Below are 14,587 nucleotides of genomic sequence, written 5' to 3'. Positions count from 1 at the left end.
CTCAGACCCTCTCGATGATCGTCGCGATGCCCATGCCGCCGCCCACGCACAACGTGGCGAGGCCGCGGCGCAGGTCCCGGCGCTCCAGCTCGTCCAGCAGCGTCCCGAGGATCATGCAGCCGGTCGCGCCCAGCGGGTGGCCCAGCGCGATCGCGCCGCCGTTGACGTTGACCTTGTCCTCCGGGATGCCCATGTCCCGCAGGAACTTCAGCACCACGGACGAGAACGCCTCGTTGACCTCGAACAGGTCGATGTCCTCGACCGAGAGCCCGGCCTTGTCCAACGCCTTGCGCGCGGACGGCGCCGGTCCGGTCAGCATGATCGTCGGCTCGGTGCCGACCACCGCGACGGAAACGATGCGGGCCCGCGGCGTGAGTCCCAGAGCCTTGCCCGCTGTGGCGGAGCCGATCAGCATCGCCGCGGCACCGTCGACGATCTGCGACGAGTTGCCCGGCGTGTGCACGTGGTCGATGCGCTCGACGGTGGGGTAGCGGTCGATCGCCACGGTGTCGTAACCGAGGTCGCCGTGGAACTGGAAGCTCGGCTTCAACCGGCCCAGCGACTCCACAGTGGACTCGGGCCGGATCGTCTCGTCCTCCTTCAGCACCACGGTGCCGTTCTGGTCGACCACCGGCACGACGGAACGCTCGAAGAACCCGTTCTTCTGCGCCTCGAACGCCAGCGCGTGCGAGCGGGCGGCCCACGCGTCGACGTCCGTGCGCGAGAAGCCTTCCATCGTCGCGATCAGGTCGGCGGACACGCCCTGCGGCACGAACGACAGGTCGAAGTTCGTCCCGGGGTCGATCGCCCACGCGCCGCCGTCGGACCCCATCGGCACGCGCGACATCGACTCGACGCCACCCGCGACCACCAGGTCCTCGAACCCGGAGGCGACCTTCGCGGCGGCGAGGTTCACCGACTCCAGACCGGACGCGCAGAAGCGGTTGAGCTGCACACCCGCCGGCCGCTGGTCCCAGCCGGCGGCCAGGACGGCGGCGCGGGCGATGTCGCCACCCTGCTCGCCGAGCGGTGACACCACGCCGAACACGACGTCGTCCACCGCGGAGGTGTCGAGGGAGTTGCGTTCGGACAGCGCGCGCAGCACACCGGCGGCCAGCGCGACGGGCTTGACGCTGTGCAGCGACCCGCGCTTCCCCTTGCCGCGCGGCGTGCGCACCGCGTCGAAGATCAAGGCTTCGCTCATGTCACCCACGCTAAGCCTGCTCAGCAGAACTGGCCATGACCGCGAAGGGTGACCGATTAGCTCACCAGGTACTCCATGTGCTCGGGCTCCTTCGCATCGACGAAGCCCAGCCTCAGGTAGAGCTTGCGCGCAGGCAGGTTGTCCTTCCACACCCGCAGCCGCACGCGCTCCCAGCCCTCCTGGGCCGCCCACGCCAGCACGGCCCTGACCAGCGCTTCCCCGACCCCTTGGCCGCGGTGAGAGCTCCGCACCCACATCGAGTAGAGGTAGAGGTCGCCGGGCTTGGAGGTGGCGCCGACCAGACCGACAGCATCGGGGTCGAGCGCGACGAGGTTCAGGCCTCCGACGATGCGTTCGCGCCAGTCGTCCTCGGTGTACTCCTGCTCGCGCGTGAGCGTCGATCCGAACTCCGCGGGGTCGTTGGCCAGCGCTTCCAGGCGGATGTCGCGCCAGAGCCGCCACTCGTCCGGCGTGACCTGGTGGATCTGCATGCCGAGCAGTCTGGCCGACCGAGGTGATTTTTTCGCTCAGTTTTTCGGGTGACGGCCTGGCGCGCCGGTCATGGCGTGGACCACCGCCCGGTGGTTTCGTGGAACGCATGGCAGAGCGTCGATCGCGGTGGATGGACAGCGACCTGGACCAGTTGCGCCAGCTCGCCCGCACGTTCATGGAGAAGGAGGTCGCGCCGCACCAGGAGCGCTTCGCCGAGCAGAAGCAGGTCGACCGCGACCTGTGGCGCAAGGCCGGCGACGTGGGGCTGCTGTGCCTGAGCATCCCCGAGGAGTACGGGGGCGGCGGCGGCACGTTCGCACACGAGGCCGTGCTGCTCGAGGAACAGGCACGTGCCGGTGACAGCGCGTGGGGCAACAGCGTCCACAGCGGGATCGTCGCCCACTACCTCAACTCCTACGGCTCCGAGGAGCAGAAGCGGCGCTGGCTGCCCAAGCTCGCGTCCGGCGAGTACGTCGGCGCGATCGCCATGACCGAACCCGGCGCGGGCTCCGACCTCCAAGGCATCCGCACGAAGGCCGTCAAGGACGGCGACGAGTACGTCATCAACGGCTCGAAGACGTTCATCACGAACGGCCTGCACGCCGACCTCGTGATCGTCGTGGCCAAGACCGACCCCGCCCAGGGCGCCCAGGGCATCTCGTTGATCGTGGTGGAGAACGACATCCGGCGCGGCCGCGTGCTCGACAAGGTCGGCATGAAGGGCCAGGACACCGCGGAGCTGTTCTTCGACGACGTCCGGGTGCCCTTCGGGAACCTCCTCGGCGACCAGGAAGGCCTCGGGTTCATCCAGCTCATGCAGCAGCTGCCGCAGGAACGGCTGATCATCGGCGTCTGCTGCATCGCGGGCATCGAGGCCGCCGTCGACGTGACGCTGAAGTACGTGAAGGAGCGCACGGCGTTCGGCAAGGAGCTGATGAAGTTCCAGAACACCAGGTTCAAACTCGCCGAGTGCGCCACCGAAGCAGCCGTGACCAGGGCGTTCATCGACGAGTGCATCGAGAAGCACCTGCGCGGTGAGCTCGACGTGCCGACCGCGGCGATGGCGAAGTGGTGGGCCAGCGACCGGCTGGGCAAGGTCGTCGACGAGTGCGTGCAGCTCTTCGGCGGCTACGGCTACATGAACGAGTACCCGATCGCACGTGCCTGGTCCGACGCCCGCGTGCAGCGGATCTTCGGTGGTACGAACGAGATCATGAAAGAAATCATCGCGAGGTCCCTGTGACGGGCCCGCTGGCAGGACTTCGCGTCGTCGAGCTCGCCGGTCTCGCGCCCGCGCCGTTCGGCTGCATGGTGCTCGCGGACCTCGGCGCCGACGTGATCCAGGTGCACAAGCCGGGGAGCCGCTCGACGGTCCCCGGCGACTTCCTGGGCCGCAACCGGCGCTCGGTCGCGATCGACACCCGCAAGCCCGAGGGCGCCGAGCTGGTGTTGCGGCTGGTCGAACGCTCGGACGTGCTGGTGGAGGGCTTCCGGCCGGGTGTCACCGAGCGGCTCGGCATCGGTCCCGCGCAGTGTCTCGCCCGCAACCCGCGCCTTGTATATGGACGCATGACCGGCTGGGGCCAGGACGGGCCGCTGGCCGACCGGGCCGGCCACGACATCAATTACATCGCCATCGCCGGCGCCCTGGACCCCGTCGGACGTGCCGGTGGACCGCCGGTCGTCCCGTTGAACCTCGTCGGCGACTTCGGCGGTGGAGGGATGCTGCTGGCCGTCGGCGTGCTCGCGGCGCTGTACGAACGCGAGCGCTCGGGACGTGGCCAGGTTGTGGATGCCTCGATGGTCGACGGCGCCGCGTTGCTGACGACGTTCCTGCACGGGATGCGGAACGCGGGGATGTGGCAGGGCGGGCGCGGCGAGAACATGCTGGACAGCGGCCTGCCGTTCTACGACGTCTACGAGGCAGCGGATGGGAAGTACGTGGCCGTCGGCGCGCTGGAGGAGAAGTTCTACGCCGACCTGGTGCGCGTGCTGAGCCTGGAGGACGCGCCGTCGCGCAACGACCCGGCGAACTGGCCTGAGCTGCGCGAACGCATCGCGGCGGCGGTGAAGACCCGGCCCCGGGACGAGTGGGCCGACCTCGCGCGGGACACGGACGCATGCCTGGCGCCGGTGCTGACCCCCGGCGAGGCTTCCCGGCATCCGTACAACGCGGCGCGGGCGACGTTCGTGGACGTCTCCGGGGCGCTGCACCCGGCACCGGCTCCTCGCTTCGACCGGACTCCGACGTCCGTTCCGACGCCTGCGGTTTCGACCGGGGCGCACACCGGGGAAGTGCTTGCCGACATGGGTGTGGCGGACGCCGAAATTATGGAACTGCGGCGGTCAGGAGTTATTGGATGAATGCTCGCGTGCGCATTAATAAGGACACGACGGGGTGACAGAGCGTGATGCCGGCGGGTCGGCATCCGGGTGAGGCCCGGTGCAACAGTGTCTGGTCCAAGCTGTGGGATGCGAGGGAGTCCGTGTTCACCTCGTGCCCAGGACATCGGCGCTGGACAGAGACCTCTTTAGCCGCCATTCGGGTGACATTCCCCGTCGCGTAGGCGTGCGTCGCTGGTGGATCCTGGAACCGGTAGGGCGTGGTCGTTGTTCATCGCAAGGGTGAATGAGGGACCATGTCGGGTGACACGGGCGGTCCGCCGCCTCACCTGTGAGCGACATGGACGGAGAGGTACCTGTGAACCTCAAGAAGGTGCTAGTGCTGGCGGCTGTCGCGCTGGTGCTGTTCCTCCTGATCACCCGGCCCGAGGAGTCCGCTGGTGCGGTCCAGACGGTGCTCGGCTGGCTGCGTGAGGGCGCGGAGTCGATCATCACCTTCATCAGGAGCCTCTTCGGCACGGCGACCCCCGTCGCCTAGTGACGCTGGGTGATCCTCGGCTGTCCAGGTTGAGCCGGATGGGTGGAATGAGGCCAATCACGCACTGGTAACGGGTGTTCTGGGGATTCAGGGTCTGGCGATTGTCAGACCTACCGAATACCTTCCGCTGCAATGGCCGATCCCCGACCGACGAGGAGGCATGGATGGTCGAGGACTCCGGGGTCCACGAGCTGTTGCAGCAGTGGGCGGCTGAACGGTCTGATGACGCAGAGATGCAGGAGGTGAACCGGATCAAGAACGCGTGGCTCGCGGAGGCTCCCCCCTCGGCGCCAGGCATCCCCGTGCAGCGGGGAGGCAAGGGTGGGTCGCGTGGCTTGGTCAAGGTCGACTCGGCGGATCCGGCCTACGTGGCCGCGATGCGCAAGCGGGCGCCGGAGGCACCCGAGGCGTTGCTCGCTGCCGCAGCGAGCTACTGGCAGCTGGTTGGCGATGTCGCCGAGGCCGAGCAGTGGTGGGACGCGGGCATCAGCCCGTTGGACCAGCGCGCGCTCGACTACCGCGCGGCGGGCCTGACTCCTGCCGATCTCGGGAGGCGCCTGGGACCGATGACGGTTCTCCAGCACCTTCGCCGCGGTTCTGCCGCAGCCTGGTGCGTCGCACGTCTGCAGAGGCAGCGCCGGGACGGCGTGGCGTAGTAGGTGGAACGGGCTGTCGGAGGCGGCAGCCCCGTACCCAAGTAGTCTGGAGGCCGTGCGCGGCCTCCTTACACCCCAGCGGATCCTGATCGGGTTTCTGTGCCTGATCGCCCTCGTGGTGTGTTGCGGGCTCGCGTGGTGGCAGTGGCAGCGCTTCGAGTCCGCCAGCGGCACGTTCCAGAACCTCGGTTACGTGCTCCAGTGGCCGCTTTTCGGCCTCTTCCCGCTCTTCATGGTGTGGCGCTTCCGCCGCTTGGCGCGCCAGCGTCGTGACGAGGCTCTCTCCGCACCGGAGCCGGTTGCGCCCGAGCAGAAGCCGGTGACTACGGTTGACGCCGTCAAACCCGCGCCCGTCGAGCACTTCGACGATCCGGAAGACGCGGAGCTCGCGGCCTACAACCGCATGCTCGCGGACCTCAACGCGCGGGACGGTCGTTGAGCGAAGGCGGGCAGATGAAGGGTGCGTTGACCCGGTTCAGGGTCATGGCTTACGTGGTCGGTGTCTTCCTGCTCCTGCTGGTCGTGGCGATGGTGCTCAAGTACGCCGCGGACATGGGCGGGATGATGAAGGTCGTCGGACCGGTCCACGGCTTCCTGTACGCCATCTACCTGGTGATTTCCGTCGACCTGGCGCTCAAGCTGCGCTGGTCGATCAAGGGCACCGCCCTCGTGCTGCTCGCCGGGACGATCCCGTTCCTGTCGTTCTGGGCCGAGCGCAAGGTGGTCGAGAAGACCGCGCAGGGCGTGCCGCTGTGACGTTCGGCCTGCTAGCGTCTGGGGCTATCAACTGAACACGGCCGTCGATGTCGCGCGGAAGAGACCCCTCTCGCAGGGGCGCCGAAGGAGCAACTCCTCCCCGGAATCTCTCAGGCACAGATACCGCACGACGAAGGCAACTCTGGAAAGCAGGCGGTTCCGCCTCGCCCACGGTGCAAGCCACTCCGGTGGCGAAGCTCTCAGGCTCATGACAGAGGGGGAGGCTGCTCTGGAAGAGGAGTCTCCGATGGACCGTGTCATTCTTCTGTTGCCTCAGCCGGCCTGGTCCGGCTCTTCGGCGCACCCTGGAGGAGCGTTCTGATGTCCCGCCTCACGCCTCTGAACGCCGAGCACGAGCAGCTCGGCGCGATGTTCACCGACTTCGCGGGCTGGCGGATGCCGCTGCGCTACTCGAGCGAGCTCGCCGAGCACCACGCGGTGCGCACCACCGCCGGCCTGTTCGACCTCACGCACATGGGTGAGATCGTGCTGACCGGACCGCAGGCCGGCGAGGCGCTCGACTTCGCGCTGGTCGGCCACATCTCGGCGCTGGCAGTCGGCAAGGCGCGCTACACGATGATCACCCAGGCCGACGGCGGCGTCGTCGATGACCTGATCGTGTACCGGTTGGGCGACGAGGAGTTCATGGTCGTCGCGAACGCCTCGAACGCTCTCGTGGTCGCGGAGGCCCTCGTCGAGCGCGCGGCCGGGTTCGACACCGTCGTCACGGACAAGTCGACCGACTACGCGTTGATCGCGATCCAGGGGCCGAAGTCGGTGGAGATCCTCTCGGGTCTGACCGACACGGACCTCTCGACGGTCAAGTACTACGCCTCCTACCCGTCCAAGGTCGCCGGTGTCGACGCACTGCTCGCGCGCACGGGCTACACGGGTGAGGAGGGCTTCGAGCTGTTCGTCGCGCCCGCCGACGCCTCCGCCGTGTGGGCGGCGTTGCTGGAGGCCGGTGCGGCGCACGAGCTGAAGCCGTGCGGGCTCGGTTGCCGCGACACGTTGCGCCTCGAAGCCGGCATGCCGTTGTACGGCAACGAGTTGACCACGTCGCTGACGCCGTACCACGCCAACCTGGGCCGTGTCGTGAAGCTCGACAAGCCGGGCGACTTCGTGGGCCGCGACGCGCTGTCCAAGGTCGCCGAGTCCGGTGTGGACTCGGTCCTGGTCGGCCTGAAGACCCCCGAGCGTCGCGCCCCGCGGCACGGTTACGCGGTGCTGAACGGTGACGAGGTCGTCGGCGAGGTCACCTCGGGCGCCCTGTCCCCGACGCTCGGCTACTCGGTCGCGATGGCCTACGTGTCGAAGGCGAGTGCCGAGCCCGGCACCCAACTGCTGGTGGACGTCCGCGGCAAGAAGCAGCCGGTCGAGGTCGTCGCACTTCCGTTCTACAAGCGCGCCAAGTAGGGAGATCTTCCAGATGTCCGAGCAGTTCAACGCCTCCCTCGCGGAGTACGACCCCGAGGTCGCCGAGGCCGTTGCCGCCGAGCTGGCGCGCCAGCAGGGCACCCTCGAGATGATCGCCTCGGAGAACTTCACGCCGGTGTCGGTGCTGCAGGCACAGGGTTCGGTGCTGACCAACAAGTACGCGGAGGGCTACCCCGGCCGCCGCTACTACGGCGGCTGCGAGCACGTCGACGTCGTGGAGCGCCTCGCCATCGAGCGCATCAAGTCGTTGTTCGGCGCCGGTTTCGCCAACGTCCAGCCGCACTCGGGCGCGCAGGCCAACGCCGCTGCCATGTTCGCGCTGCTCCAGCCAGGCGACACGATCCTCGGCCTGGACCTCGCGCACGGCGGTCACCTGACCCACGGCATGCGCATCAACTTCTCCGGCAAGCTCTACAACGTCGTGCCGTACCACGTCTCCGACTCCGACGGCCGCGTCGACATGGCTGAGGTCGAGCGCCTGGCGCAGGAGTTCCGCCCGAAGCTGATCGTGGCCGGCTGGTCCGCCTACCCGCGTCAGCTGGACTTCGCCGAGTTCCGCCGCATCGCGGACTCGGTCGAGGCCTACCTGATGGTCGACATGGCCCACTTCGCCGGCCTCGTGGCCGCGGGCCTGCACCCGTCGCCCGTCCCGCACGCGCACGTCACGACGACCACGACGCACAAGACCCTCGGCGGTCCCCGTGGTGGCGTGATCCTGTCGAACGAGGCGGACATCGCCAAGAAGATCAACTCGGCGGTCTTCCCCGGCCAGCAGGGTGGTCCGCTGGAGCACGTGATCGCCGCCAAGGCCGTGGCGTTCAAGCACGCCGCCTCGCCGGAGTTCGCCGACCGCCAGCGCCGCACGCTGGAGGGGTCGAAGATCCTCGCTGATCGCCTGTCCCAGCCGGACGTCGCGGCCGCGGGTGTGAAGGTGCTGACCGGCGGCACGGACGTCCACCTGGTCCTGGTCGACCTCGTGAACTCCGAGCTCGACGGCAAGCAGGCGGAGGACGTGCTGCACCAGATCGGCATCACGGTCAACCGCAACGCCGTCCCGAACGACCCGCGTCCGCCGATGGTCACCTCCGGTCTGCGCATCGGCACGCCGGCGCTGGCCACGCGCGGGTTCGGCGAGGTGGACTTCGCCGAGGTCGCCGACGTGATCGCGGAGGCGCTGAAGCCGGGTGCGGCGCTCGACGAGCTGCGCGCCCGCGTCGAGGTGCTGGCGGCCAAGCACCCGCTGTACTCGACGCTCTGAGCCGCAAACCGAAGGGGCGCCACCGGAATTCCGGTGGCGCCCCTTCGGTTTTCTGAGCGAGAGCGAAACGACGGGAACCCCGGCCCCTTCCCCAGGGCCGGGGTCTGTCCGTTCAGGGTGTTGTGTGTCTCAGTTGGACCGTCCTAACGGGATGCTTTGGGGGTTACGCCGCCGGTGCCGTGACGCCAGGGGGCAGGCATTCCACGTTGCGCTTGCCGTCGGGCTGGATCACGAACCAGGTGCCACCAACGCCCTGGCCGGCCCACTTGCCCGGTGCCGGGTCCTTCGAGTACGTGTACAGAGCCCAGCCGTCGATCGCGACCTGCTTCTTGCCGTCCGCACGGGTGATCAGCGAGACGAGCTTCGAGTCGACGCCCTCGAGCTGCGGAATCTGGTCCGACAGGAACGGCGGCCACGTTTGGGCGCACTGGCCGTTGCAGTTGGACTTGCCTTCCGGCTTCGGGGTGTCCTTGTCGAAGCGGTACAGGGTCCGGCCGTCACCGTCCTGGACCACCATGCCCATCTTGTCGACCGCCTTGCCGACCAGCTTCAGGTTGCTCACCGGGGCAGCAGCGGGTGGCTGCGCCGCCGGGGGCTGTGCGGCAGGCGCTTGGGTTTCCGGTGCCTGCTGCTGCACAGGGGCTTCGGGCGCCTGAGCGGGCTCCTGGAGTACCGGGGGCGCTCCCACGTCGCCGTAGTCACCGAGGACGCCCAGGTCAGTTTCGGTCTGTGCCACCGGCTTCGAGTTGGTGCCGCTACCCGTTGCGCTCCAGACACCCAGACCCAGCACAACTGCCAGCCCCGCTGCGAGCCCGATGGCAATGCGGTTACGTCGGATCACACTCATGTCCTCCTTGTCCGTCCGTTCGCTCTATCGAGGCCATACGGCCGTGGTTGCGTCTCGGTTCAGAAACGAACCGAACCTCTTGCCGTCCCGAACGTCTGGCGGAGCCAGGTCGTGCAGGAGGTGCAGGGTGGTCGTCGCTGGTCAGCTGGCAGGAATGGCCGAACGGGTGCTGGGTTCGAGATTGCCGATCGGAATTCGGGCGTGGGACGGGAGCGTGGCGGGTCCGCAGGACGGCACCGTCCTCGTGATCCGGTCCCGCGACGCGCTGCGCCGGCTCGTCTGGAGCCCGAACGAGCTCGGTCTCGCGCGCGCATACGTGAGCGGGGAGCTCGATGTCGAGGGTGATCTCGCTCTGGGTCTCGCGCAGATCTGGGGTCTCGTGCGACGCGGTGTCACCAGGCGCCCTCGTTTGCTGGAGGTCGCAAAACTTGCATTGGGGTTGAAAGTGTTGGGCCCCAACCCGTCCGCGCCTCGTGAGGAAGCACGGCTGCGCGGCGCCCTGCACACCAAGGCCCGCGACCGCGATGCCATTTCGCACCACTACGACCTGAGCAACGCCTTCTACCAGCTCGTGCTCGACCCGAGCATGGCCTACTCGTGCGCCTACTTCGCGTCCTCATCGGACTCGCTCGCGCAGGCGCAGCACAACAAGCTGGACCTCATCTGCCGCAAGCTCGACCTGCAACCGGGTATGCGGCTCCTGGACGTCGGCTGCGGCTGGGGCTCGATGATCATCCACGCCGCTCGCTCGTACGGCGTGCACGCGGTCGGCGTCACGATCTCAGCCCAGCAACGCGCGCACATCCTCGACCGGGTCTCTTCGGAAGGCCTGCAGGACCGCGTCGAGGTGCGGCTGCAGGACTACCGTGACGTTTCGGGTGAACCGTTCGACGCGATCTCGAGTGTGGAGATGGGCGAGCACGTAGGTGAACGCAACTACCCGACGTACGCCTCGACGTTGTACCGGTTGCTGAAGCCCGAGGGACGCCTGCTGCTGCAACAGATGTCGCGCGGCCGCACCGCACCCGGCGGCGGCGCGTTCATCGAGTCGTACGTCGCGCCGGACATGCACATGCGACCTGTCAGCTCCACAACAGGGTTCCTCGAGAGTGCCGGCTTCGAGATCCGCGACGTGCACGCCTTGCGCGAGCACTACGTCTGGACCGTGCGGGCGTGGGCCCAGACACTGGAAGACCGGTGGGACGAGGTCGTAGCGCTGGTCGGCGAGGGACAGGCTCGAGTGTGGCGGCTGTACCTGGCGGGCGGCGCGCTGACGTTCGAGGAAGGACGGATGGGCGTGGACCAGATCCTCGCGGTGCGCCGAAGCCCGGCCGGCCGGAGCGGTATGCCGCGCGTGCGCCGTGAGCTGGTGGCCCGATGAGCTTCCTGATCAGTTTCCTGGTTGTCCTGGTCCTGCTCAGCGCCCTGTTCTTGTACGCAGACTCCCGCCGCCGCTACGACCTGATCGACTCGGCCTGGGGCCCTGGCTTCGCCGTGATCGCGGTTGTCGGGCTGCTGTTCGCGGAGGGCGAACCAACTCGCCAGGGGCTGGTCGCCCTGCTGACGGTGGTGTGGGGCGTACGCCTGGGCGTGCACATCTTCGTGCGCAACTCCGGCAAGCCCGAAGATCCCCGATACCAGGACATCTTGAGGCGTGCCAAGGGAAATCCCCGCCTGCGGATGTACCGCGTGTACCTGATCCAGGCCGTGCTGATGTGGATCGTGTCGCTGCCGGTGCAGGCGGCCGCGCATCTTTCGGCCCCGTTCGGAGTGCTAGATTGGGTGGGCACTGGCGTGTGGATGGTCGGCTTCGCCTTCGAGGCCATTGGTGACTGGCAGCTCTCCCGGTTCCGAGCGGACCCGGCGAACAAGGGCGCCGTGATGGACGGCGGACTCTGGCGCTACACAAGGCATCCGAACTACTTCGGCGACGCCGTCGTGTGGTGGGGCCTCTACCTGTTCGCGCTGCACTCGTGGCCGGCCGCGCTCACGATCATCGGCCCGGTGATCATGACGTGGCTGCTGGCCAAGGGCACCGGCAAACCGTTGCTGGAGAAGGACATCGTGTCGCGCCGCCCCGCGTACGCCGAGTACGTGCGGCGGACGAGCGGCTTCGTTCCCCTGCCTCCACGCAGGGCCGCTCGCTAGCTGCCCTCGCCCAGGCGGGAGTTGCGCACTCGCCGGGCGCGTTCGGGCGCACCGCCGAGTTCCGGCGGCGTGCTCGCCGCACCGGCCCGGCACCGCTTGCGGCAGCGTCGATCCGGTCTGCGCTGCGTCGGGCACGCCTGCTTCCGGCGGAGTCTTGGCGGTGTGCGCGCAATGTTCGTCCGGTCTGTACGGCGCTTGGCGAACCTGCTCGTCGTGCTGGTCGAGCGGCGGGTTCCGGCACCGTCTGCCTGGTGTGCACTGCACCAGGGAGGGCTCGCTTCCGGCTCCGGCCGCGCATCGTGTCTTCCGGTCTGCGCTGTGTCGGGCACGCCTGTTTCCGGCGGAGTCTTGGCGGTGTGCGCAGTGTCCGTCCGGTCTGCACGGCGCTTGACGGACCTGCTCGTCGCGCTGGTCCAGCGGCGGTTCCGGCACCGTCCACGCGGTCCGCCCCGCGCCAGGGAAGCTCGCTTCCGGCTCCGGCCGCGCATCGCGTCTTCCGGTCTGTGCGGCGCCGGGCAAGCTCGCTTCCGGCTCCGGCCGCGCATCGCGTCTTCCGGTCTGTGCGGCGCCGGGCAGGCCCGCTCCCGGCACCGGCCGCGCATCGCGTCTTCCGGTCTGTGCGGCGCCAGGCGAGCCCGCTCCCGGCACAGTCCCAGCACCGCGTCCGGCAAGCGTCCATCCAGTCTGCGCGGCACCGAGCGAGCCCGCGCCCACCACCGTCCCCGCAACCCCCACCAGGTCTGAATCGCGCCAGGTAGCGCACGTCACGGCACCCGTGCCGCACACGTGCGCGGGTTAGTGTGGGCGGGTGGGCAACGACATCTCCTTCCCGCGCCAACAGGCGCGCACCCAGCGGTTCACCGTAGGCGCACCCAGGACCTTCGCGGTGTCGTCAGACGGGGCACGTGTCTTCTTCCTGCGTCCGGTCACGGCCACCAGCCGTGCGAACGGGCTCTGGGAGCTGAACACGGCCACCGGCGTCGAACGGTTGCTGGCCGATCCGGCACAGCTGCTGACCGACCCGGAGGACCTGCCGGCCGAGGAGAAGGCCCGCCGCGAGCGCACGCGGGAGTCCGGCGCGGGCATCGTCGGGTACGCGTTGTCGAAGGACGCGACGGTCGCGTCGTTCGCGTTGTCGGGCCGGCTGTTCGTGGCCGACCTCGTCAACGGCGCGGTCCGCGAGCTGCCGACCGATGGCGGCGTCATCGACCCGCGCGTCGACCCGACGGGCGCGCGTGTGGCGTACGTCACGCGCGGGACGCTCAGGGTCGTCGAACTCGAATCGGGCGACGACTACGCGGTCGCCGTGCCCGACGGCGAGGACGTGACGTTCGGCCTGGCCGAGTTCATCGCGGCCGAGGAGATGTCGCGCTACCGCGGTTACTGGTGGGAGCCGAACGGCACTCGCCTCATCGCCGCGCGCGTGAACAACGCCCCGGTCCAGCGCTGGTACATCGCCGACCCGGCGAACCCCGCCACGGCCGCCGCCGAGATCGCCTACCCGGCCGCCGGCACCGCCAACGCAAACGTTTCGCTGCACGTCGTGTCGCTGGACGGCACCTTCGTCCCCGTGCTGCTCGAGTTCGACTACCTCAACGACGTGCACTGGTCGTCCGGTGGCGCCCCGCTGATCACCACGCAGACCCGCGACCAGCGCACCCGCAAGATCTACTCGCTGGCCCCGGAGACCGGCGCCGTCTCCGAGCTCGTCACCGAGACCGACCCGACGTGGATCGAGGTCACGGGTGGCGCCCCCGCCTGGACCCCGGACGGCCGCCTCGTGCGCATCGTCGGCAACGGCGACGAGTACGCCCTCCAGATCGGCGACGACGTCGTGACCGCCGGTCTGCAGGTGCGCCGCGTCCTCGACATCGCCGACGACTCGATCCTGATCGCCGCCTCGGCCGACGACCCGACCCAGACGCACGTCTACGAGGTGGGCGCCAAGACCGAAAAGCTGTCCACCGAGGACGGCGTCCACACCGCGATTCGGGGCGGCGAAACGGTTGTGCTCGCATCGGCCACTTTGGACCGGTTCGGCACCAAGGTGACCGTCCACGACCACGAGATCGAGTCCTGGGCCGACACCCCGGTCCTCAAGGCGGCGCCACGAATGCTGTCGCTGGGCGAACGCGGCATCAAAGCAGCCCTCCTGCTCCCGTCGGACCACCAGCCGGGCACCAAGCTCCCGGTCCTGATGGACCCGTACGGCGGCCCTCACGCCCAGCGCGTCACAAAGTCCCAGAACGCCTTCCTGGCCTCCCAGTGGCTCGCGGACCAGGGCTTCGCGGTGATCGTCGCCGACGGCCGCGGCACCCCCGGCCGAGGCCTCGCCTGGGAACGCGCCATCGCCTACGACTTCGCCGGCGCCACCCTCGAAGACCAGGTGGACGCCCTCCAGGCCGCCGCGGCCATCGAGCCGGACCTCGACCTGACCCGCGTGGGCATCCGTGGCTGGTCCTACGGCGGCTACCTGGCAGCGCTCGCCGTCCTGCGCCGCCCGGACGTCTTCCACGCGGGCATCGCCGGCGCCCCGGTCACCGACTGGCGCCTCTACGACACCCACTACACCGAGCGCTACCTGGGCCACCCCGACGACAAGCCGGAGGTCTACGACGCGAACTCCCTCATCGCCGACGCGGACAAGCTCTCCCGCCCGCTGATGATCATCCACGGCCTGGCCGACGACAACGTGGTGGCCGCGCACACCCTGCGCCTCTCCAACGCGTTGCTCGCCGCGGGCCGCCCTCACACCGTGCTGCCGCTCTCCGGCGTCACGCACATGACCCCGCAGGAACAGGTCGCTGAGAACCTGCTGCTGCTTCAGGTCGACTTCCTCAGGCAGGCGCTGAGCTGAGGCCGGGGTAGGGCCAGCCCCAGTGTCCGCAGTTCCTCCCCACGGCACGCT

General features: G+C 68.9%; 15 protein-coding genes and 2 riboswitches. Of the genes, 12 read left to right on the top strand and 3 right to left on the bottom strand.

All coding sequences use genetic code 11. The annotated features are described in order from the left end of the window. Position 1: 1 nt before the first annotated feature. Both DI276_RS38340 and DI276_RS38335 read right to left on the bottom strand, forming a co-directional pair. Positions 2–1,204, bottom strand: a complete 1,203-nt coding sequence (locus DI276_RS38340; protein ID WP_112272922.1) for an acetyl-CoA C-acetyltransferase — start codon at positions 1,202–1,204, stop codon at positions 2–4. Between the two features lie 56 nt (positions 1,205–1,260). Continuing rightward, positions 1,261–1,695 carry a GNAT family N-acetyltransferase gene (locus DI276_RS38335; protein ID WP_112272920.1) on the bottom strand — a complete coding sequence of 145 codons (435 nt, stop codon included), beginning with the start codon at positions 1,693–1,695 and terminating at the stop codon, positions 1,261–1,263. Positions 1,696–1,802: 107 nt separating this feature from the next. On the opposite strand from DI276_RS38335, the gene DI276_RS38330 reads away from it, so the two are divergent. From DI276_RS38330 to glyA, 8 genes are all read left to right on the top strand, one after another. Next, entirely contained in the window at positions 1,803–2,939 is a 1,137-nt protein-coding gene (locus DI276_RS38330; RefSeq protein WP_112272918.1) for an acyl-CoA dehydrogenase family protein, read from the top strand. Next, positions 2,936–4,060, top strand: coding sequence for a CaiB/BaiF CoA transferase family protein (locus tag DI276_RS38325; protein WP_112272916.1), 1,125 nt, complete (start codon positions 2,936–2,938; stop codon positions 4,058–4,060). Before DI276_RS38330 ends, DI276_RS38325 begins: the two co-directional genes overlap by 4 nt. A gap of 319 nt (positions 4,061–4,379) precedes the next feature. After that, positions 4,380–4,577, top strand: coding sequence for a hypothetical protein (locus tag DI276_RS38320; RefSeq protein ID WP_112273452.1), 198 nt, complete (start codon positions 4,380–4,382; stop codon positions 4,575–4,577). A gap of 164 nt (positions 4,578–4,741) precedes the next feature. Further along, on the top strand, positions 4,742–5,233 hold the full coding sequence (locus DI276_RS38315) for a helix-turn-helix transcriptional regulator (protein WP_112272914.1): 492 nt from the start codon (positions 4,742–4,744) through the stop codon (positions 5,231–5,233). A 55-nt stretch (positions 5,234–5,288) separates the two neighbouring features. Next, entirely contained in the window at positions 5,289–5,672 is a 384-nt protein-coding gene (locus tag DI276_RS38310; RefSeq protein ID WP_112272912.1) for a hypothetical protein, read from the top strand. Between the two features lie 14 nt (positions 5,673–5,686). After that, entirely contained in the window at positions 5,687–5,989 is a 303-nt protein-coding gene (locus DI276_RS38305; RefSeq protein WP_112272910.1) for a DUF3817 domain-containing protein, read from the top strand. Positions 5,990–6,034: 45 nt separating this feature from the next. Then, a riboswitch (glycine riboswitch) is annotated at positions 6,035–6,125 on the top strand. Position 6,126: 1 nt separating this feature from the next. Continuing rightward, positions 6,127–6,211: riboswitch (glycine riboswitch) on the top strand. A gap of 99 nt (positions 6,212–6,310) precedes the next feature. Continuing rightward, the gene (gene gcvT / locus DI276_RS38300) at positions 6,311–7,405 is read left to right on the top strand and encodes a glycine cleavage system aminomethyltransferase GcvT (RefSeq protein WP_112272908.1); all 1,095 of its coding nucleotides are present in this window, start codon (positions 6,311–6,313) and stop codon (positions 7,403–7,405) included. A gap of 13 nt (positions 7,406–7,418) precedes the next feature. Continuing rightward, entirely contained in the window at positions 7,419–8,684 is a 1,266-nt protein-coding gene (glyA, locus tag DI276_RS38295; protein WP_112272906.1) for a serine hydroxymethyltransferase, read from the top strand. Positions 8,685–8,847: 163 nt separating this feature from the next. Here the strand turns inward: glyA and DI276_RS38290 are convergent, their stop codons facing one another. Beyond that, entirely contained in the window at positions 8,848–9,531 is a 684-nt protein-coding gene (locus DI276_RS38290) for a COG4315 family predicted lipoprotein (protein WP_232837210.1), read from the bottom strand. Between the two features lie 154 nt (positions 9,532–9,685). Between DI276_RS38290 and DI276_RS38285 the strand changes: the two genes are divergently transcribed. From DI276_RS38285 to DI276_RS38275, 4 genes are all read left to right on the top strand, one after another. After that, positions 9,686–10,912, top strand: coding sequence for an SAM-dependent methyltransferase (locus tag DI276_RS38285; protein WP_232837233.1), 1,227 nt, complete (start codon positions 9,686–9,688; stop codon positions 10,910–10,912). Next, positions 10,909–11,679, top strand: coding sequence for a DUF1295 domain-containing protein (locus tag DI276_RS38280; RefSeq protein ID WP_112272903.1), 771 nt, complete (start codon positions 10,909–10,911; stop codon positions 11,677–11,679). Before DI276_RS38285 ends, DI276_RS38280 begins: the two co-directional genes overlap by 4 nt. Positions 11,680–12,042: 363 nt before the next feature. Next, complete coding sequence (locus DI276_RS50465) at positions 12,043–12,423, top strand: hypothetical protein (protein ID WP_157985215.1); 381 nt, start codon at positions 12,043–12,045, stop codon at positions 12,421–12,423. A 64-nt stretch (positions 12,424–12,487) separates the two neighbouring features. Then, positions 12,488–14,536 carry a S9 family peptidase gene (locus tag DI276_RS38275; protein WP_112272902.1) on the top strand — a complete coding sequence of 683 codons (2,049 nt, stop codon included), beginning with the start codon at positions 12,488–12,490 and terminating at the stop codon, positions 14,534–14,536. Positions 14,537–14,587: the final 51 nt, after the last annotated feature.

Origin of the sequence: Lentzea terrae (genome assembly GCF_003265345.1) — a bacterium.
Lineage (GTDB): Bacteria > Actinomycetota > Actinomycetes > Mycobacteriales > Pseudonocardiaceae > Lentzea > Lentzea terrae.
The sequence above is the reverse complement of the archived record's forward strand: the minus strand, read 5'-3'. Positions and strand labels throughout refer to the sequence as shown.